Source organism: Planotetraspora mira (genome assembly GCF_016863275.1).
GTDB classification, from domain to species: Bacteria; Actinomycetota; Actinomycetes; order Streptosporangiales; family Streptosporangiaceae; genus Planotetraspora; species Planotetraspora mira.
In genome coordinates this window covers 181961-201993 of the sequence record NZ_BOOO01000019.1, presented here as the reverse complement: position 1 = coordinate 201993, position 20033 = coordinate 181961, and the positions used below count along the sequence as shown (strand labels likewise).

The following is a 20033-nucleotide window of genomic DNA, read 5'->3' as shown; positions in this document are numbered from 1 at the left end:
CGCCTAGGCGAGATCTGAGGTCGAGGCGCGCAGCAGCCGCATCTGCAGCAGGGTCAGCGCGACGAGGAACACGATGAGGAAGACCGACATCGCCGAGGCGTAGCCGAACTCGAACTGGGTGAAGGCCTTCTCGTAGATGTAGTAGTAGATGACCCGGGACGCGTTGACCGGCCCGCCCTCCGTGGTCACCGCCACGGTGTCGAAGATCTGGAACGATCCGATCAGGGAGACCACGAGCACCAGTGCGAGCACCGGGCGCAGCAGCGGCAAAGTGATCTGCCGGAACATCCGCCCTTCGCCCGCGCCGTCGATCCTGCCCGCCTCATAGAGGTGCTTGGGGATGAGCTGCATGCCGGCGAACAGCAACAACGCCGTGTAGCCGACGTGCCGCCAGGTGTTGATCGAGGCGATGGTGAGGATGCTCTGGTCGGGGCTGAACAGGAAGCCCTGCTTGGACAGCCCGATCTGCTCCATCACGTGGTTGACGAAGCCGACGTTGGCATCGAGCAGCCACATCCACAGCAGGGCGATGGTGACGTTCGGCACCAGCCACGGCAGCAGCACCATCGCCCTGATCATGACCGACCTCGTCAGTCTTTCCATCAGGACGGCCAGGCCCAGGGCCAGAACGGTCTGGGTGGCGACGTTGAACACGACGTAGACGCCGGTCACCTTGAGCGCATTCCAGAACACCCGGTCGCCCAGCACCTCGCCGTAGTTGCCCAGCCCGACGACCTTCGGATCGGACAGCAGGTTGTAGTCGGTGAAGCTGAACCACAGGCCACGCGCGGTCGGCACCAGGTAGAAGGCGGCGAACCCGATCAGCGCGGGCGCGAGGAAGAGCAGTGCGATCCTGCCGTGGCCACGCTGCCACGACGGCCCGGCCCGCCGCGCCGTGCGGCGTCCGAGTGGCCGCTCCAGGGTGGTGGCGGCCATCACGCCTCCTCGCAGATCTCGATGTCGAGGCCGGCCTCGCGGCAGTCGGCCAGCGCCTGGACGTCGGCGGAGGCGCCGGTCAACAGCAGATCCGCCTCGTCGATCGGGCAGATGGGGGCCAGTTCGACGCGGCCCACCTTGGAGCCGTCGGCCACGAACATGCGCCGGCCCGCCGAGCGGATCATGGCCTGCTTGAGTTCGGCCTCGGGAAGGTTGAGGTTGGTGAAGCCGGTCCTGGGGTGGATTCCGTTGCAGCCCAGGAAGAGGGTGTCGGCGTTGATCTGGGCCAGCATGCCCACCCCCAGCGGGTTGACCAGGGAGTGTTGCAGCGGGCGCAGGGTGCCGCCGGTGATGATCACGGTGAAGCGGGGGATCGCCCGTTCCAGCTCCAGCGCGATCGACAGGCCGTTGGTGAAGATCACCACATCACGCAGGTCGGCGCGCTCGACGAGTGCCCTGGCCACCGCCATCGTCGTGGTGCCGGCCTCGAGGATCACGCTCTCGCCCGAGGTGATGAGCTGCGCGGCGGCCCGGCCGATGAGTGTCTTCTCCGTGGCGGAGGCGTCCATCGCGTCCTCGAAGGAGGATTCGATGAGGCCGCCGGCCCGGCTGGCGGGCAGTGCGCCGGGCCGCGCGTCGGCGAGTGCCCCACCGCGGACCCGTTTGAGCCTGCCCTGCTTCTCCAGGAAGTCGAGATCGGCACGGACGGTGACCCTGGAGATGCCGAACGCCTCGGCCAGATCGCCTATGCGGACGAAAGTGCGGTCGGCCACCAGGACCGCGATGCGTTCGCGGCGCCCTTCGGTAGGGACGCCTTCAGGCTCGGGAACCATGGCCGCCATGGTGCTAACACTTTCCAAACCTTGTCAATCGGCAATTTGTAACGCTTATGACACACAAGATCCTTTCTGTTTGGAAAGAGTTGGTTTCTCATTGACAAGCTCGCCCGCGTTCCTCACCATGAGCGACATCGGACGTCGTGAAGGGGAGAACGTGACACTCGGGGCAACGGTCAGACTGCCGATCGAGGACGGCGAGTACTGGTGGGGCGGCGCCACGGCGGACGGCATCGAGATGCCGTTCACCGACGGTTACCGCGCCGACCTGCGCGACCTGGGCGGCAACCAGGGCATGCCGATGCTCCTGTCCAGCAAGGGACGCTACATCTGGTCCGATCGGCCGTTCGCGATCGAGATGGCCGGCGGCGAGTTGCTGCTGCGGGCCGACGTGTCCGCCGGCATCATCGTCGGCGGCGGCCACGGCGACCTGCCGGGGGTCTACCGGCAACTGGCCGAGGACCGTTTCCCGCCCGACGGGCGGATGCCCGACCCGCTCCTGTTCACCGCGCCGCAGTACAACCTGTGGATCGAGACCCTCTTCGAGCCGACCCAGCAGAACGTGCTCGGCTACGCCCAGGCCGTGCTGGACCACGGGTTCCCGCCCGGCATCTTGATGATCGACGATCGCTGGCACGAGGAGTACGGCCAGTGGACCTTCCACACCGGACGCTTCCCGGACCCGGCGGCGATGGTGGCCCGGTTGCACGAGATGGGCTTCAAGGTGATGTTGTGGCTCGTGCCCTACGTCACCCCCGACTCGCAGGTCTTCCGCAGGCTGCGCGACGACGGCCTGCTGATCCGCGACCGGCGAGGACGGCCCGCGATCGGCGAGTGGTGGAACGGGTTCGGCGCGGCGCTCGACCTGCTCAAGCCCGACGCGCTCCGATGGCTCTCGGGAGAACTGAGACGGCTGCGCCAGGACATCGGGGTGGACGGGTTCAAGTTCGACGGCGGAGAGGCGGCCTTCTACGCCGACCTCGGATGCCCCGATCCGCAGGCGTACACGATCGCCTGGAACCGGTTCGGCCTGCCGTACCCCCTCAACGAGTTCCGCGACGCGTGGCTCGCGGCGGGACTGCCGCTGGCCCAGCGCCAGCGCGACAAACACCACGCCTGGGAGGGCCGCGACGGGCTGGCCAGCCTCATCCCGAACGCCCTGGCCCAGGCGCTCACCGGGCACGCCTACACCTGTCCCGACATGATCGGCGGCGGCGAGTACCAGTCGTTCGGCAGCGCCGACTTCGATCCCGAACTCTTCGTCCGCTACGCGCAGGCCTCCGCGCTGTTCCCGATGATGCAGTTCTCGGCCGCGCCCTGGCGGTTGCTGCCCGCCGAGCACCTGGAGCACTGCAGGTCCGCCGCCACCCTGCACGAGCGGTTCGGCCCGGAGATCCTCGCCCTGGCCAAGGACTCGTCCCGTACGGGCGACCCGATCATGCGGTCACTGGAGTTCGCCTTCCCCGGACAGGGCTACGAGCGGGTCATCGACCAGTTCCTGCTCGGTCCCGACCTCCTGGTGGCGCCGGTCCTGGTCAAGGGCGCCACCTCACGCGACGTCACGCTGCCGCCGGGCGTCTGGCAGGCCGATGACGGCGCCCTCCTGCACGGACCCGACGTCGTGACCGTCAGCGCGCCCCTGTCACGACTGCCCTGGTTCCGCCGCCAGGGCTGACGGCCTCGGCCGACCACGCACGACATGGAGGTCATAGGGGGGTCTCGCCGAATGCGCTGTCCGGTGTGCCGAGTCCCGCCTCCCGCGCCCGGACGATCGCCGTGGGCCGGTCCACGACCTGCAACTTGGCGAAGATGCTCGACACGTTGTTGCGGATCGTCTTCTCGCTGAGAGCGAGCCGGGCGGCGATGACGGTGTTGGAGTGACCGGCCGCGATGAGGTCGAGCACGTCGCGTTCGCGGGAGGAGAGGGCGGCGAACGGGTGGGCGCCGCCGCGTGGGCCGGTGGCGAAGAAATGCGCCATGCGCGTGGCGAGGGCGGCACCGAAGATGGCCTCACCCGCGGCGACCGAGACGACGGCGCGGACGATCTCGTCCGGCGCCGCCCCCTTGAGGATGTAACCGCGGGCGCCGGCGCGCATGGCGGCGAAGACGGAGGTGTCGTCCTCCAGCATGGTGAGCATGAGGACGCCGATCGCGGGCTGCCCGGCCAGGATGCGGCGCGTGGCCTCGACACCGCTGGTTCCCGGCATCCGGATGTCCATGAGGATGACGTCGGGCCGAGTCTCCGCACAGATCGTGAGGGCCTCCTCGCCGTCGCCGGCCTCTCCGGCGAACTCGAGGTGAGGGCTCTCCTCGACGAGTGTGCGCAGCCCGGAGCGGAACATCGGGTGGTCGTCGGCGATCGCGACGCGGATCGGCTTGTCGGCGGTCATTCCGGCTCCAACGGGATCGTGGCACGGACCAGGGTGCCGGTGGGGGTCAGACGCTCGATCGTGCACACGCCGCCGAGTTCGGTCGCGCGTTCCCGCATGGAGGAGATGCCGACTCCGGCCCGGTACTCCGCGGGCAGCCCGGCGCCGTCGTCGGCGACCTCCAGGTGCAGGGCGCCGTCGACGTGCACCCGGACCGTGCACGTGGTGGCGCGGGCGTGGCGGGCGGAGTTGGTCATCGCCTCCAGGGCGATCCGGTAGGCCGCCACCTCCACGGCGGCGGGCAGGGCCGGAGCCGGGTCCGGGCCGTCGACCGTGATCCCGCCCAGCACGCGGGCATGTTCGTGGAGCGCGCCGACGAGGCCGAGCTCGTCCAGCGCGGGCGGGCGCAGGCCGTAGACGAGGCGGCGCACCTCGGCGACGGCCTGCTGGGTCTGGCTGGTGAGCTCGTCGAGCTGGCTCGTCGCGGCGGCCGGGTCCGTGGCGAGATGCCTGCGCGCGCGTTGCAGTCCGAGGACCACGCCGGCCAGACCCGGCCCCAGACCGTCGTGGAGGTCGCGTCGCAGGCGGCGGCGTTCCTCTTCGGTGGCGGCGACGAGGCGTTCGCGGGAGCGGAGCAGGTCCGCGGTGACCGAGACGGCGTGTCCTGCCGCCGCGACCTGGCGGGCGATCCCGGCGAGCAGCCGCCGCTCTTCCGTGGTGAAGGGACCGCCCGGCTCACGGGGCTCCGCGATGAGCGTTCCGATGGTCTCTCCGGCGAAGACCAGGGGGAACTCCTCAGGCGGCGTGCCCGCTGAACGCCCGGCGGCCGCGACGGTCTCCTCGCCTATCTCGATGGACACGTGGGGGAGGCGCAACACCTCGCGCACCGTGCGCGCGACCGCGGGGAGCACCTCTTCGGAGGCCGCGGCGTCCTCCAGTCGGCGGCCGAGCCGTACCAGTGCTTCGTAGGGGCGGTCGCGGTAGCCGTAGACCAGCCTGTTGGCGGCCCGTTGCAGCAGGTCGCGGAGAGGGAGCGCGACCAGCACGGCGACCGCGACGGCGGCCGGGTGGCTGACCGAGTCCGACGCGAGCCGCTCCCCGCCGGTGGCGACCGCCAGATAGAGGCCGATCACGGAGGCGGTCAGCGTGCCGTACACCAGGGTCGTGCTGATGACCAGACGGGCGTCGAACAGTCCGTACCGCCTGATGGCGATCCACGCGGTCACCGCGAGGCTCACCATGGCGACGGCTTCGTACGGCAGAGCGTTGATGCTGTCGTCACTGGCGACGCTGATGGCGATGCAACTCCACCAGGACGCGGCGATCAACCAGGCGGCCGGTGTGACGAGGGCCAGAGCCGCGGCGTCGCCGGCGTCGGCGGCCCTGCGCCGCCGCAGTTGGACCGACAGCGCGGTCACCGTCGCGAGCGGTGCGATCAGGATGATCGTGCCGCCGAGACCCTGGGCGAAGGCGCCGGCGGGCCCCGGCAGACCGGTCGGGTTGTCCTGCTCGGGGTAGTCGAGCAGCCCGGGCGCGAAGAGAGTCGAGGCCAGTTGCGCGCCGACGACCGCGGCGCAGGCCCACGACACCGGGCGCCAGCGGCGCGAGGGCAGGCGGCCGTCCGGGAACAGCAGGAGGCCGAAGGTCGGCACGAGCGCCACGGCGAACACCCAGGGCCAGCCGTCCAGCCAGCCCGCCAGCTGAGCACCGGCCAGAGGGACGCCGTGCGCGAACGCCGCCTGCGAGTACAGGTACGCCCCGATCACCAGCGGCATCCCGACCCCGCTGGCCAGCAGGATCCAGCCGACGGCGTTGGCCGGCTCCGCCCGCGCCACCGCGCCGCCCACGATCGGCACGGACAGGAAGACGACGGCGATGGCCGCGAGGACCAGGTCCAGCGCCTCGTGCCGGTGGAGCAGCGCGACGGCCACCGTCGCCAGGGCCAGAAGTCCGGCCAGGGCGACGGCGGCCCGGGTGATCACGACGAGAAGCCTGGATCGGTTCATCGAGATCCATTCATACGTCGCGCGACGCGCCCGCGCATCTTCAGGAGGCCGTGAGGGTCGTCGACGCGACCGGGCCCCCCGCCGCCGTGGACGCAGCGGCCGCGGTCAGACCCGTGCGGGCCAGGGCCACCGCGCACGCGCCGAAGGCCACGACCAGCAGGGCGTAGCCGGCGGCTGCCAGCGCGGACGTCCCCGAGGCCTGTCCCGCGATCTCCGCGACAGGCGACACGCACAACGCCACCCCCGCCCACACCGGCACGGCACGAGCCCGGGCGAGCGCGATGCCCAGCAGGATGAACCCGACCGCGTGACCCAGCAGGTAGGCCACGAGCAAGCCGCTGACCAGCCCGTTCGCCAGGTACGCCGTGACCAGGGCGACGCTGCCCGCCTGGTCGGCCTGCAGGGCGGCCTCGTAGTAGAGGGCGTCGCCCGCCACCAGGACGATCGCGCCGAGCGACGTCAGGAACGCCAGCACCGTTCCCGTGGCGGCGAGCCGGGACCTGCCCGCGACCGCCCCGACGTACAGGACGGCGGGGACCACCAGGAGGACCGCGAGGTCCAGCCACAGCGCGAGCCGCATCTCGGGCAGGTGGGCCGCCACCTCGCGGACCTGGTCTGCGGCGGCGGCGTCGCCGCCCAGGACCGGCGTCACCAGGTACTGCGCGAGCTGCCCGATCGAACCCACCAGCAGGCAGGCGATCCCTGCCGCGACGCGCCACCTCGAAGAAACCATGACGCACTCCCTTCACGAGTTCTCGCACCGAGGATCGGCGCAGCGCAATCGTGGCAACGGAGGTGATCCCGGAGACAGAGACCGGTGTCCCGCGTGGCGGGGATCTCGGAACGGGAGCGCACGCCGGTGCGCCCCCGTCCGATTCCTTCAGATGCCGCCTCGGCCCGCGTCACTGCGGATCGTGCCGGGCGACGGTCAGGTGAGCTCCTTCACCGCCCGGGCGGCCTCGTCGACGGCGGCGTGGGTGTAGCCGAAGGCCCCGGCGTCGGAGTTCGCGATGGTGATGTTCCCGAACGGCCGGCGAGCGCGGACGAACGGCTGCTCGGCGACCGGCTTGAAGATGACCGGGTCGGCGATCGAGTTGTACTCGTACGCGTACCCGTGCGACCAGCGGTTCACGGTGATCGCCATGATGTCCTTGGAGGCGCGGAAGCCGCTCGGGCCGAGAGCACGTTGCATGAGGTCGCGGATCTCGCGTTCGTAGTCGCTGAAGGACGTCTCGAGCAGTTGGCGGCGCCCGGCCCTGTGCTGGTCCCGGGTGATCGGCAGGCCGGGTTGGTTCGGCGTCTTGGAGAGCGTGACGACGATCGGCTGGTCGGACCTGCGGGCCGACTCGTAGCCGCCCTGGTGCGTGGGCGTCGCGAGGGAGCAGCTGTCCCAGAACGTGTCGTACGGAGTGACCCGCGAGATGCCGGCCCGCTCCCAGGCCCGCCAGTCGCGGAGGGCGACCCTGGCGTAGACCAGCGGCACCTTCACGCCGTAGCGCATGGCCTCGACCTGAGCGGCGGGAAGCCCGGGGACGATGTAGGAGGCCACGCTGTTCCAGCACGCCATGACGACGTGCGATCCGCTCACCCGGTACGCCTTGCCGCCGCTGACGTAGCTGACGTCGACCGGCCCGCGGGTGCCGCGCCGATGACGCACGTCGGTGGCCATGGCGTTGAGCCGGATCCGCACGTCCGCACCCGATCGGTCGAGCCTTCCGTAGTCGGCCCCGGCGGTGATGATGCTCTCCATCGTCTGGCGTCCGGAGAACACCCCGGGGACGAGTCGCGACACCAGCAGCCGCGACACCGTGGCGCCGCCGTCGGGGAAGTAGTAGAGCTCCTCGTCGGTCGTGGTGAGGGACATCGCGGGCGTGCGCCCGATGCCGTTGTACGGAGTCGGCTCGAGCCCGAGCCCCTTGAAGCCGGGGAGGCCGGTTCCCCAGCAGTCTCCGGCGGGGACGGCCTCGATGCCGGTGCCCCACAACCCGTGCGTGCGGCGCTGGTAGAAGACGAGGGCCTCCTCACCGACGCCCACGTGGTGGCGCAGGTAGTCCGCGTAGCTGATCCGGGCGAGGCGCTGCTTCTTGTCCGCGTCGCTGAGGCCGGGGAAGTAGTCCTCCGTCGTGTTCTCCACTTTGAGGATGTCCGCGCGCGCCGTCTCCGACAGCGGCAGCCGGGCGATCAACGCGCTGAGCGCTTCGGTCGCGCCGCGCGTGACCAGCCGGTCGGCGCCGAAGCTCTCCTCCGGGAAGAAGTAGCCGGTGCCCAGCCCCTTCGACGTGTAGTAGCCGGTGTCCACGCCCTCGGCGAGTTTCGCGAAGTCGATGCCGAGGTCCTCCATGAGGTTCAGCGACGGGGAGTTCCACGTGTCGGGGCTGTCGAGGTTGACCATGCCGCCGTTGCTCAGCAACGTGCGGCCCTGGACGCGGAACTCGTTGCGGTGCTGGTGGCCGCCGAAGTCCGCGAGGGCCTCGAGGACCAGGACGCGAGCGCGGGAGCCGAAGGTCTTCCGGTAGAAATACGCGGCGGCCAGGCCGCTCACTCCTCCGCCCACGACCACCAGGTCGTAGTGCTCACGCAGGTCACGGGCCGGCCCGGTGTCGGCGCCGCCGAACGTGACATTGTGACCGACCGTCCGGGCGGCGTCCGTCTGGCCCACGACGCCGTTGCTGCTCGGCGGATACGCGGAACCGCCACCGTGCCCGCTGGACGCATGCGCCGCGCCCCCCGGCAACGCGGTCAGCGCCGCCGCTCCGCCGCCCACCAGCATTCCGTTCAGAAGGTCCCGCCGGGTGATTCCCCGCTTCATGCCCAACTCGTCGTCGGTGAACTTGGCCACGTGGCACCTCGCCATGTCGTGATGATCGACGGATGCTGCGGACGCTAGAAGCACATAACGGCTCAGTCAATGAATCTTTCGAGATATCCGAAAATGACGACGAAATCCGTATTTCAGGGTCTTGTGAACGACGGATAACCAGGGTGAAGTCCGTCTTGACCATTTCTGAGGTGCGAGGTATCGCGCGAGACAGGCTGGAGCCGACTCCGGGCTCCAGCCTCGCTCTCCCGACGAAGGCGACGGCGCCCGCGGCCTCAGCGGATGAGCGAGCGGGCCGTGGGCGCCAGCCGGAGGGACTGGGGGGCCGCGGCCTGTGCGCGCTCGATGTCCGAAAGGATCCCGTCCTGGACGAGGGGATGGGCCAGCACGTCGGCGAGGTGTCGGCGGTGGGCGTTCTCGTCCGCGTACGAGGTGAAGACCGCGGCGACGTTCTCCCCGGTGCGGACCGGAAGCCTGGGAAACGTGTTGTGCGCCGTCTCCGTGGTGAGTACGGCGAGCGAAGCGGGCCCCGTGCTGTTCAGCGCGGGAACGAGACCGTGCCGGATCAGCTCTGTGCCGTCGTGACGGCCTGGCGGGAAGTGCCACAGCGTGGCAGCCACGAACCGGTCCGGTGCCGCGGCGCCGGCCTGCGGCCGTTCGGACGGGGACGGCACCACGAAACCGCTGTCGGCCGGCAGGGGCCGCAGCAGCAGGACGTCGTCGGAATCGATCATGGTGTCGTTGGCCTGGGGACCGTGTGCGGCCCAGACCGGCCCGCCGTAGAAGGCCGACAGCGCCTCTCGTCGGGTCTCCATGTTCTGGAAGCCGCGCAGCCATACGAAGCGGTCAGGGTCGTCAAGGTCCCGGAACTGGCCGAGGATGATCATCCCGGTCTCTTCCTGGGTTTCGATGAACTCCCGCTCGAACAGCTCGATGAGCTCCTCGCGGCGGCCGGGGCGCAGTGTGTACTGGCGAAGCTCAAGTACAGCGGGGTGGCCTGCGGGGCCGGTTCTGGTCATGGCGAGCTCCAGGTTCACATTCTTCGCGTTCGGTCCGAGCCGGGTGGGACGGCCAGGACGACGCTAGGGGGCCGGCGTGCCAGAAGCTGTCAGTGTTCAGGAGCAAAATCCTCTCCTGTGTCTGCCGACCGGTTGTTGTCGATGTTGCTGTTGCTCCAGACCCGTGGCCGTATGTCCGCCCGACGGCTGGCCGATGAGCTGGGGATCTCCGTGCGGACCGCCTACCGTGATCTGGATCGCCTGCAGGCCGCCGGGGTCCCGCTCTACGCCGAGCATGGACGCGCCGGCGGCTACCAACTGCTCGACGGCTACCGCACCCGCCTCACCGGGCTGAGCGAGGGCGAGGCCCGGGTGCTGTTCCTCGCCGGCCTGCCCGCGCCCGCCGCCGACCTCGGACTCGCCGCGGAAGTCACCGCAGCGCGGCTGAAGTTGCTGGCCGCGCTGCCCGTCGCCCTGCGTGAAGAGGCGACGCGGACCGACGCGGTGTTCCACCTGGACGCTCCCGGTTGGTACAGGGAAGCCGAGGCGACGCCGCATCTGCCACTGCTCGTGGACGCGTTGTTCAGCCGGCGTGCGGTGGACGTCCGATACCGCCGGTGGCGCGAACCACAGGAGGTGAACCGCAGACTGCGCCCCTACGGCCTCGTGCTCAAGTCGGGCACGTGGTACCTCGTGGCTGCGGCCAAGGGTCGAACCGCCACCTACCGGGTCACCCAGGTCCTCGACGCGGTGCTGAGCGACGAGCGCTTCGACCGGCCGGAGGGCTTCGTCCTGAGTGAATACTGGTCGTCCTACCTGGACGACTTTCAAGCACGTCGCTATACGGGCACGGCCACCATCCGGTTGTCTCCCCGGGGGCATGAACGGCTGGCCGCCAATGTCCCCCCGGAGGTGGTGCGGTCCTTCGACTCCACGGCGACTGTGGTCGACGGCGACGACTGGATCGAGGGAGTCATCCCAATCGAGAGCGTTGAGCATGCCTGCGGCGAACTGCTGAGACTCGGTATCGATGCCGAGGTCGTCGCACCCCTGGAACTGCGCCAGATGATGGCGGACACCGTGCGCGTACTTGTCCGGGCCTATGGACTCGGCTGAGCCGGAGGGAAGCGGCCGGCAACAGGCGCGTGGGCGGACGCGAGCCGGCGTGCGGCTTCGATCAGCTCAGCGCGGTCGGTGGCGGCGGCGAAGCCGAGGCGCAGATAGGCTGCCGGAAGCTCTGTGGCGAAGTAGCGGTTGCCGGCGCTGACGGCGACGCCGTACTGACGGGCCGTGCCGGTGACCACGGTGTCGTCGGCGCCGGATGGCAGGCGGATCCACAGGTGGAGTCCCCCCGTGGGAACGCGGGTGAGGGTCCAATCAGGAAGTTCGTTCGTGACGGCGGCAGCCAGTGCGCCGCACCGCTCCCGCAGTGCCGCGGCCAGGGAACGGACATGCCGTTCCCACGTGGGAGAGCTGAGGAGTTCGAGCGCCGTTTCTTGGAGTGGGCGGGTGACGAAGAAGTCGTCGACCAGGCGGATGGCCCGCAGCCGTTCCATCACTGGTCCCCGGGCCACCAGGGCGCCGATGCGCAGGCTCGGCGCCGCCGGTTTGGTGAGTGAGGTCAGGTAGACCACGGTGCCGTCGCGATCGTCGGCCAGCAGGGGCGGCGGTACCGGCGCGCCGTGGCCGAGGTGCCGCGCGAAGTCGTCCTCGATCACGAATGCGCCTGCTGCTCTGGCCGTGTCGATGATCTGCCGGCGGCGTTGTGGCGCCAGCACGGTGCCTGTGGGGTTGTGATAGGTCGGCTGGCAGTACAGCAGGCGTGCACGGGTCATCGCGAAGGCGTCGGCCAGGAGGTCGGGCTGCAGGCCGTCGCCGTCCATCGGTACCGGTACCGGGCGGAGACTCGCGGCCCTGGCGGCGGCTATCGCTCCCGGATAGGTGGGCGACTCCATCAGGATGGGGTCACCTGGCCCTGCGATAGCCCGGAACGCCATGGACAGGGCGCTCTGCCCGCCTGCTGTGACCAGGATGTCGTCCGCGCTCACGCCGCCGCCGGCCATGGTGGCGAACACGCTCCGCAGGGCCGCCAGGCCACTCGCGGGGGCGCGGTCCCACGCGTCGGGGCGGCGTGCCGCGCGGGCCAGCGCCGCGGTCAGGATCTGGGTGGGCTGGAGCGATCGATGCAGGTAGCCGCCGTCCAGCATGATCGTCCCTGCGGGTGGCTCGCCGTATGCATTGGTGAGGATGCGCGTGTCCACGGTCCGGTCGGCGAGGGTGACGGTCTGCCAGGCGGTGTCCGCGACCTCGGTGCGCCGCTGGGCGCGTGCTGCCACGTACGTGCCGCTCCCTGGCCGGGTGACCACCACGCCCTCAGCGGCGAGCGTGGCGATCGCCTGCGACACGGTGGCGGGGCCGACCTGGTAGCGCCGGATCAGCTCCCGGCTGCTTGGCAGACGGTCGCCCGGCGACAGCCGGCCGATCATCGTGCGCATCCGAGCCGCCAACTCCGCAGAACTGCTACTGTCGGACATGAACAACAACAATAGCGCTTCTGACGATTTCGCAGAATCGCTTCTGGACGTCGCGGCCCTGCGTGCGGACACCCCCGGCGCCGGCGACGTCGTGCACTTCAACAACGCCGGTTGCGGTCTCCTGGCCACCCCCGTGCTGGCCGCGATGATCGACCACCTGCGCCTGGAGGCGCACATCGGTGGCTACGAGGCCGCGGCCGCCCGCGCCGGGCAAGTCCGCGAGTTCTACGCCGAGACCGCAGCTCTGATCAACTGCGCTCCCGAAAACATCGCCTTCGCCGGTAGCGCCACCCATGCGTTCTCCACCGCCCTGTCGGCGATACCGTTCGAGGCCGGTGACGTCATCCTCACCACCCGCAACGATTTCATCTCCAACCAGATCGCCTTCCTATCGCTGAGCAAGAGGTTCGGCGTGCAGGTCGTGCACGCGCCCGACCTCCCCGAGGGCGGGGTGGACGTGGCGGCGATGGCCGGGCTGATGAGCCGGCACCGCCCGCGGCTGGTGGCCGCCACCCACATCCCCACCAACTCCGGCCTGGTCCAGCCGGTCGCCGAGATCGGCCGGCACTGCCGCGAGCTGGATCTGCTGTACCTGGTCGACGCCTGCCAGTCCGTCGGCCAGTACCCGATCGACGTGGCCGAGATCGGCTGCGACCTGCTCACCGCCACCTGTCGCAAGTTTCTGCGCGGACCTCGCGGTTCCGGCTTTCTGTACGTGTCCGACCGCGTGCTGCGCGCCGGCTACGAGCCGCTTTTCATCGACATGTACGGCGCGCGCTGGGTCGAGCCAGGCCGCTACCAGCCCGTCGAGACGGCGGCCAGGTTCGAGGACTGGGAGTTCCCCTACGCCATCGTGCTCGGCTGTGCGGCCGCCGCACGCTACGCCCGCGCGGTCGGCATGGACGCCATCGCCCTTCGTACCCCTGCCCTGGCCGCCGGCCTGCGCGACAGGCTCGCCGACCTCCCCGGAATACGCGTGCTCGATCACGGCCGGCAGCTGAGCGCCCTGGTCACCTTCGCCATCGACGGCTGGCAGCCGGAGCCGTTCAAGGCGGCCATGGACGCACACCACATCAACTCGGCGCTCAGCTTCCGCCACTTCGCGCAGTTCGATTTCGGCGACAAGGACATCGACTGGTGCCTGCGCCTGTCGCCCCACTACTACAACACCGAGCAAGAAGTGGACCAGGTCGTCGCGGCGGTCGCCGACCTCGGCGTCGCAAATCTCAGGCGGCAGCCGTGACGACCACCGAACCTCTCTCCGAGTCGGCGGCTGCCTCCGCGCAGGAAGGCCTGTGGCGCAACGGCGACTTCCTGAAGTTCTGGCTCGGTGAGACCCTGTCGCTGCTCGGCACCCAGGTCACCAACCTCGCGCTGCCACTGACTGCGATCTACGCCTTCCATGCCACCGACGAGCAGGTCGGTCTCCTGCGGTTCCTGCAGCTCGCGCCCTACCTCGGGCTCGCTCTGCTGTTCGGGGTCTGGGTCGACCGGGTCAGGCGGCGGCCTGTCATGGTGTGGGCAAACATCACCCGGATGGTCCTGCTCGTCCTTATCCCGGTCCTGTCCTGGCTGGACGTCCTCAGCATGGCACCGCTGCTGGTCATCGCCTGCGCCATCGGCGTCGCGTCGGTGCTGTTCGACGTGAGTTGGATGTCCTTCGTGCCCATCCTCGTGAAGGACCCCAAGCACTACGTCGAGGCCGGCGCCAAGATGGGGATCAGCTCCTCCTCGGCCGATGTGGCCGGTCCAGGGCTCGCCGGTGTCCTGGTCGGCGCGGTGACGGCGCCGATGGCGTTGATCGTCGACGCGTTCTCCTACCTGGTTTCACTGGTGTCCCTGCTACTGATCCGCACGCACGAGCCACGTCCAGAACCGCCTGCGGCGAACAGACGTCTGCTCACCGAACTGCGCGACGGTCTGCGCTGGGTCTTCGGCAACCCGATCCTGCGAGCGCTGGCCCTCGTCGGGTTCTGCTGCAACTTCTCCATGGTCACCGTCTGGACCCTGTTCCTGCTGTACGGCACACGCGACCTGCAGCTGAACTCGACGACCCTGGGCGGCATCTTCGCGACGGCCTCCGCGGGCGGCCTGATCGGCGCGCTGATCTCCCGGAAGATCATCGAGCGATTCCGGCTTGGGCTGGTCTATCTCGTCGCCCAGACGGCTCTCCTACTGGGCCCGGCACTGATCGTGCTGGCGGCCGGACCGAGGCCGGTGATGGTGGGCATGTTCGTCCTGTCCTTCTTCGCCACCTACCTGGGCCTCGGCGTCGCCAATGTGATCATCGTGAGCCTGCGCCAGATCAGCACCCCGCAGGTGATGATGGGCCGCATGACCGCGGTCTTCCGTACCTTGCTGTTCGGTGGCGGCGCACTCGGCGGTCTGTCCGCCGGTCTCCTCGCGGGTGCGGCCGGCGCCAAGGGCGCGCTGACCACGGCGGCCATCGGCTCGGCCGCCGTGGTGATCGGGCTCATCGTCTCCCCGGTGAGCCGGCTCCGCGCCCTGCCACCGGCGCACGCTGCCGGAAACGGCTGAACACCTGTCCTCGCTCTCATGCAGTGGGGCGACAAGTACCTCCAGCGCCCGGCTCAGTAGCGGGTCGTGCTCTCCAGCAGAGGCGGGTAGGCGGACGTCTTCTGCCCGTCGACGGTGGCACCCGAGTACTTGAGCATGGGCGCGACCCGGCGGTTGAGCTCGGCGGGGAAGTTCAGCGTGGGAGTGGACACCTCGTCCAGGAGGGCGGTCTGCTCCTCGGTCAGGCGCACCTCCAGTCCGGCGAGGTTCGCCTCGAGGTGGTCGAGCCGGCGGGGCCCGATGATCGTGGAGGTGACGCCGGGGCGGTTCTGCACCCAGGCGAGAGCGACCGCAGCGGAGCTCGCACCGGCCTCCTCGGCGACGGCGGCGAGTGCGTCGATCACCTCGAACTGGGCCTCGCTGGGCACGCCGAGCACTGCTGAGCGCCTGGTCCCGGCGGGGATGCCGTTGCCGCGAACGTACGTCCCGGACAGGTAGCCGCTCTTGAGCGGGCTCCAGGGGAGCACGCCCATGCCGGCGTCCTGCGCCAGTGGGATCAGCTCGCCCTCGATCGTGCGCTCCAGCAGGGAGTACTCCATCTGCAGAGCGGTGATCGGCGTCCAGTCGCGCAGCAGGGCCATGGTGTGCGCCTTCGCGGTGAACCAGGCCGGGGTGTCGGAGAAGCCCACGTATCGGATCTTGCCTGCGGTGACGAGGTCGTCCAGCGTCCGCAGAGTCTCCTCCACGGGCGTGGACCAGTCGTAGTTGTGCAGCCAGTAGAGGTCGATGTAGTCCGTCCGCAGGCGGCGCAGCGAGTCCTCCACCTGCCCGAGGATCGCCTTGCGTCCGGCTCCGCCGCCGTTCGGGTCGCCCAGGTGCAGATTGCAGAAGAACTTGGTCGCCAGGACGACGCGGTCGCGCAGCCCGGGGCGCTGGGCGAAGAAGTCGCCGATGATCTTCTCCGAATGGCCGTTGGTGTAGAAGTTGGCGGTGTCGACGAAGTTCCCGCCGCGGTCGAGGTAGGTCTGCAGGATCTTCTGCGACTCTTCGACGCCGCAGCCCATCCCGCCGTCCTCGCCGAAGTTCATCGCCCCCAGGCAGAAAGGACTCACCTTGAGGCCGGAGTGGCCGAGGCTGACATAGGAATCGAGCGCCATGCTTGTGCTCCTGTGCTCACGGGTGGAAAACATCCCTTCGAGTAAAGCGGCTTGAGCTGCGGAAACGTTAGATCGATACTGCCGGTGTCTTGCACGATCCTGGCGACTTCGACGGGACCGGGATGGGGCGCTCCGCCCTCGGTGCTTGAATCGAACGTGTCCCTGGAAGAACTGCGTTCCCTGATCACCCGCCATGCCGGGCGATCAGGCCCGGCCGTCGGGGGCCTGCTGCTGTCGGCGGCCGAGAAGCCGTCCCCTCCCACGGCCACCGTCGCCGAGCCCACGCTCGCCGTGGTCGCCCAGGGCGCGAAACGTCTCACTCTGGGCGACCGGATCTACGACTACGGCGCCGGCCAGTACCTGGTGGTCTCGGTCGGCCTGCCCGTGACCGGCCAACTAGCGCAGGCCAGTCCCGAGCGGCCCTTCCTCGGCTGCGGCCTCACCCTCAGCCCGGCCGTCATCGCGTCGCTTCTCCTGGAGGCGGGGCCCGCCGCATACGCGCGTGAGCCCGGCCGAAGATCCGAGACCCCGCGGGGTGTCGCGGTCAGCGACGCTCCGGACGACCTCCTCGACGCGATGGTGCGGATGGTCAGACTGCTCGGCCGCCCGGCCGACGCGCCGGTGCTGGCGCCGATGATCGAGCGGGAGATCCACTGGCGGCTGCTCACCGGCGAGCAGGGGGCGACGGTCCGCCAGATCGGCCTCGCCGACAGCCGCCTGTCCCACGTCGGCCGCGCCATCCGGTGGATCCGCGACCACCATGCGGAGGCGATTCGCGTGGACGACCTCGCGGGGATTGCGGGGATGAGCTCGTCGGCGTTCCACCGGCACTTCCGCGCGGTCACCGCGATGACGCCCATCCAGTACCAGAAGCGGATTCGCCTGCAGGAGGCCCGGCTGCTGCTCCTCAGCGGTTCGCGGGACGTGGCCGCCGTCGGGTTCACGGTCGGCTACGACAGCGCGTCGCAGTTCAGCCGCGAGTATCGCCGGCTGTTCGGCGTACCGCCGGGCCAGGATGCCGCACGGCTGCGTCAGCAGGCCGGGGATCTCAACTGCACCCCGTCTCCGGTGTGACGAGCACGGTCAGGCCCGTGCGGGGCCCTGCGGGAACCCGCTGATGGTGATCCCGTGGGCGGCGAGCTCCGCCACGAGCCGGGCCGGTTCGTCGGGCGTGATCATCGGCACGATCCTGCGGCCCAGATCGATGACGAGCGCGGCCTTCTTCTGAGGGCGGCCGGAGTCGAGGTTGAGCCAGTGCACGAAGTCGCCGGAACCCCAGATCCGCAGGCTTCCGTGGGGGAGCGGCATCCACCGCACCCCGCGGATGCCGGAGAGCGGGATCCGCTTGGCCGACCCGAAAGGGAAGTAGTACTTGTTGATGATCAACTCTGCGTCAGTACACGTCACCAGGCCGTCGTCGTACACAGCAGGATGATAGGACGCCCATGCTGAAGGGCGGCGACCCGGCTGGTGCGGTGGTCGGTTCAGCCGACCGCGGTACGGGAAGCCGGGCCGGCGATGGACACGGATGTCGTATCGACCGGCACCGCCGGAACGCGCAACAGGCGGGCGGCCCAGCCGGGCAACCACCAGTTCCACCGGCCGAACAGCGACACCGTGGCCGGCACCAGCAGGCTGCGGACCACTGTCGCGTCGAGCAGAATGCCCGCGCCCAGTCCGGTCGCCAGGATTTTGATGTCGGTGCCCGGCGCCGTGGCCAGCGAGACAAAGGCAAGGAACAGGATCAGCGCGGCACTGGTGACCAGCCTGCCGGTACGGCCGAGGCCTTCGACGATCGCTGTCCGGGTGTCTGCGGTGCGGTCGTACTCCTCCCGCATCCGGGCGAGGATGAATACTTCGTAGTCCATGGAGAGCCCGTAGAGGAATGCGAAACCCATCAGCGGTACCCAGAAGGTGATCGCGCCGGTGGCCGGTACCCCCCAGATGGCATGTGAGCCGTGGCCGTCCTGCCATACGAGGACCAGCACTCCATAGCTGGCGGCCAGGGACAGCAGGTTGAGCACGACCGCCTTGAGCGCCAGCAACACTGAGCGGAACGCCCGGGTCAGCAGGACGAAGGTGATCAATCCGATGAGGGCGAGCAGCAGCGGGAACGGTCCGTAGAGCACGTTTTCGGCGTCCTGCTCCAATACGCCCAGCCCGCCCACCTGCGCGCCAGGCACACGGTGCAGCACATCGCGTACCCGGGTGATAGTGGCCTTACCGGCGTCGCTGCTCGCCTCGTCGCCAGGCAGCACGACCAGCAGCCGCGTCGCGGCCTGGTGCCACGCGGGGTCGGATGGCGCGACCGCCGCGAAGGTGCCGGGCAGGCCGTCCAGCGTCGACGGTGGCTGTGTGCCGGCGGGGATGAGCACTTCGATGGGGGTCAGTACGCCGCTGGGTATTCCGGCCCGGGTCAGGTCGGCCAGTCCGGCTGCGGCGGCCGGTCGGGCCGAGCGAGCGAGCGCGTCGCTGTGGGCGTCGCCGAGCTTGATGTCCGAACCGGCGACGGCTAAGCCGCCGAGGACCAGCAGCGCACCGGCGGCGGCGAGCCAGCGGGCGCGGACGACGCCGCCGGCCCACGCCCGCCAGACGCGGCTGGCCGACTCCTCCCGGCGTACCCGGGGCCAATCCACTCGGTGCCCGACAGCGGCCAGCAGCACCGGCAAAAGGGTGAGGGTGACCAGCACGCTGACCAGGGGGACGAGCATCCCGCCATATCCGACGCTGCGCATGAAAGGTACGGGGAGAACCACCAGCGCGATCAGCCCGATGGCCACGGTCACCCCGCTGAACAGCACGGCCCGCCCGGCACTGGCCATCGCGCGGTGTACCGCCTCGTCGCCGGAGTAGCCGTGGGCCCGCTCCTCCCGCCATCGGGTGACCAGCAGGAGCGAGTAGTCGATGGCCACGCCCAGGCCGATCAGCGCGACCAGAAACTGGACGATGAAGCTCACGTCGGAGACCTGGGTCAGCCCGAGCACGATGAGGAACGTGGTGAGGATCGACACGGCCGCCACCAGCAGCGGTACCAGGGCCAGAAACGAGCCGAAGACGAAGGCCAGCACCATGAGCGCGCCGAGCCCACCGATCAGCGTCTCGGTCAGAACACTGCTGCCCGAGCCGGTGTCATCCACGGTGGACAACTCGCTGATTCCGGTCACGTGCACCGTCGCGCCCGCCGGGAGGACGCTCGACATCGCCCGGGTGATCTGCCCGCCGTAGTCGGGTGTGGACGCGCCACGGGTGGGCGGTGTGAAGACCAGCCCGAAGACGGTCCGCCCATCGGCGCCGACGAACCGGCGGTCGCCGGTGGAGGGATAGGACACCACCCGCATCCGCGTGGTGACGGCCGCCGCGTTGAACGCCTGCTTGACCGCCGGGTCGTCGGCGGTGGTTCCGTCGGGGAGGACGATCACGGGAACCAGCGGATATGTGCCGGCTCCGGTGCCGTAGGCGGTGAGGATGGCGTGGTTCGCCTTGTCGCCGGCCGCGTTCGGAAAGGAGAAGTCGTGCGACAGGTGGCCCGACAACTGGCCGGAGGTCGCGCCACCGGCAAGGAAGAGGACGAGCCAGGACAGTGTCACCGCCAGCTTGTGCCGCAGTACGAAGCGAGAGAACTGGATGATGGCCGGGTTGCGGACTTCGGCGCCGGTGTTCATGCTCGCGACGCCCCGGGGTGGATGGCCTCGTTCAGCCCGTCGTTCACCGCGTTGTGGCGCTCATGTTGATCGACCCGATGGTGGCCTTGGCAACCGTTCCAGGCATCGGCCTGATGGGTGTCGACGATGACCGGCATCGCATCTCCTGTGGTGATGACATGGGTGGATAGGGCGTCGATGGATGGCATGGCGGCCGGGTG

General features: G+C 69.7%; 17 protein-coding genes. 5 read left to right on the top strand and 12 right to left on the bottom strand.

Annotation, left to right across the window (positions count from 1 at the left end; translation table 11 throughout):
• Positions 1-3: 3 nt before the first annotated feature.
• Positions 4-936 carry a carbohydrate ABC transporter permease gene (locus tag Pmi06nite_RS18965; RefSeq protein ID WP_203954371.1) on the bottom strand — a complete coding sequence of 311 codons (933 nt, stop codon included), beginning with the start codon at positions 934-936 and terminating at the stop codon, positions 4-6.
• The gene (locus tag Pmi06nite_RS18960; RefSeq protein WP_203954370.1) at positions 936-1769 is read right to left on the bottom strand and encodes a DeoR/GlpR family DNA-binding transcription regulator; all 834 of its coding nucleotides are present in this window, start codon (positions 1767-1769) and stop codon (positions 936-938) included. Before Pmi06nite_RS18960 ends, Pmi06nite_RS18965 begins: the two co-directional genes overlap by 1 nt.
• A 160-nt stretch (positions 1770-1929) precedes the next feature.
• On the opposite strand from Pmi06nite_RS18960, the gene Pmi06nite_RS18955 reads away from it, so the two are divergent.
• Positions 1930-3447 (top strand): glycoside hydrolase family 31 protein, encoded by a 1518-nt coding sequence (locus tag Pmi06nite_RS18955; RefSeq protein ID WP_203954369.1) that lies wholly within the window; start codon positions 1930-1932, stop codon positions 3445-3447.
• A 31-nt stretch (positions 3448-3478) separates the two neighbouring features.
• On the opposite strand, the gene Pmi06nite_RS18950 is transcribed toward Pmi06nite_RS18955, so the two are convergent.
• The 5 genes from Pmi06nite_RS18950 to Pmi06nite_RS18930 form a co-directional block, all read right to left on the bottom strand.
• Positions 3479-4162 (bottom strand): response regulator, encoded by a 684-nt coding sequence (locus Pmi06nite_RS18950; protein WP_203954368.1) that lies wholly within the window; start codon positions 4160-4162, stop codon positions 3479-3481.
• Positions 4159-6147, bottom strand: a complete 1989-nt coding sequence (locus Pmi06nite_RS18945) for a sensor histidine kinase (RefSeq protein ID WP_203954367.1) — start codon at positions 6145-6147, stop codon at positions 4159-4161. Before Pmi06nite_RS18945 ends, Pmi06nite_RS18950 begins: the two co-directional genes overlap by 4 nt.
• Positions 6148-6187: 40 nt before the next feature.
• A complete protein-coding gene (locus tag Pmi06nite_RS18940) occupies positions 6188-6880 on the bottom strand; it encodes a hypothetical protein (protein ID WP_203954366.1) in 693 nt (230 codons plus the stop codon).
• Between the two features lie 195 nt (positions 6881-7075).
• Positions 7076-9001, bottom strand: coding sequence for an NAD(P)-binding protein (locus tag Pmi06nite_RS18935; RefSeq protein ID WP_203954365.1), 1926 nt, complete (start codon positions 8999-9001; stop codon positions 7076-7078).
• Between the two features lie 239 nt (positions 9002-9240).
• Positions 9241-9984, bottom strand: a complete 744-nt coding sequence (locus tag Pmi06nite_RS18930) for an NIPSNAP family protein (protein WP_203954364.1) — start codon at positions 9982-9984, stop codon at positions 9241-9243.
• 117 nt (positions 9985-10101) lie between these two features.
• On the opposite strand from Pmi06nite_RS18930, the gene Pmi06nite_RS18925 reads away from it, so the two are divergent.
• Positions 10102-11079: a helix-turn-helix transcriptional regulator gene (locus tag Pmi06nite_RS18925; protein WP_203954363.1), complete on the top strand. Its 978-nt coding sequence runs from the start codon at positions 10102-10104 to the stop codon at positions 11077-11079.
• Here the strand turns inward: Pmi06nite_RS18925 and Pmi06nite_RS18920 are convergent.
• Positions 11064-12497: an aminotransferase-like domain-containing protein gene (locus Pmi06nite_RS18920; protein WP_203954362.1), complete on the bottom strand. Its 1434-nt coding sequence runs from the start codon at positions 12495-12497 to the stop codon at positions 11064-11066. The two genes, Pmi06nite_RS18925 and Pmi06nite_RS18920, sit on opposite strands and share 16 nt — an antisense overlap.
• Between Pmi06nite_RS18920 and Pmi06nite_RS18915 the strand changes: the two genes are divergently transcribed.
• Both Pmi06nite_RS18915 and Pmi06nite_RS18910 read left to right on the top strand, forming a co-directional pair.
• The gene (locus Pmi06nite_RS18915; RefSeq protein WP_203954361.1) at positions 12496-13740 is read left to right on the top strand and encodes an aminotransferase class V-fold PLP-dependent enzyme; all 1245 of its coding nucleotides are present in this window, start codon (positions 12496-12498) and stop codon (positions 13738-13740) included. The two genes, Pmi06nite_RS18920 and Pmi06nite_RS18915, sit on opposite strands and share 2 nt — an antisense overlap.
• Entirely contained in the window at positions 13737-15035 is a 1299-nt protein-coding gene (locus Pmi06nite_RS18910; protein ID WP_203954360.1) for an MFS transporter, read from the top strand. The genes Pmi06nite_RS18915 and Pmi06nite_RS18910 overlap by 4 nt, the downstream gene beginning before the upstream one ends.
• 53 nt (positions 15036-15088) lie before the next feature.
• On the opposite strand, the gene Pmi06nite_RS18905 is transcribed toward Pmi06nite_RS18910, so the two are convergent.
• A complete protein-coding gene (locus Pmi06nite_RS18905; RefSeq protein ID WP_203954359.1) occupies positions 15089-16171 on the bottom strand; it encodes an aldo/keto reductase in 1083 nt (360 codons plus the stop codon).
• Positions 16172-16312: 141 nt separating this feature from the next.
• On the opposite strand from Pmi06nite_RS18905, the gene Pmi06nite_RS18900 reads away from it, so the two are divergent.
• Positions 16313-17245, top strand: a complete 933-nt coding sequence (locus tag Pmi06nite_RS18900; RefSeq protein WP_239114013.1) for an AraC family transcriptional regulator — start codon at positions 16313-16315, stop codon at positions 17243-17245.
• 9 nt (positions 17246-17254) lie between these two features.
• Here Pmi06nite_RS18900 and Pmi06nite_RS18895 read toward each other — a convergent pair whose 3' ends face one another.
• The 3 genes from Pmi06nite_RS18895 to Pmi06nite_RS18885 are packed head-to-tail and all read right to left on the bottom strand — an operon-like array spanning position 17255 to position 19970.
• Positions 17255-17596, bottom strand: coding sequence for a PH domain-containing protein (locus Pmi06nite_RS18895; RefSeq protein WP_203954358.1), 342 nt, complete (start codon positions 17594-17596; stop codon positions 17255-17257).
• Positions 17597-17655: 59 nt separating this feature from the next.
• Complete coding sequence (locus Pmi06nite_RS18890) at positions 17656-19833, bottom strand: MMPL family transporter (protein ID WP_203954357.1); 2178 nt, start codon at positions 19831-19833, stop codon at positions 17656-17658.
• A complete protein-coding gene (locus Pmi06nite_RS18885; protein ID WP_203954356.1) occupies positions 19830-19970 on the bottom strand; it encodes a hypothetical protein in 141 nt (46 codons plus the stop codon). Before Pmi06nite_RS18885 ends, Pmi06nite_RS18890 begins: the two co-directional genes overlap by 4 nt.
• Between the last annotated feature and the right edge of the window lie 63 nt (positions 19971-20033).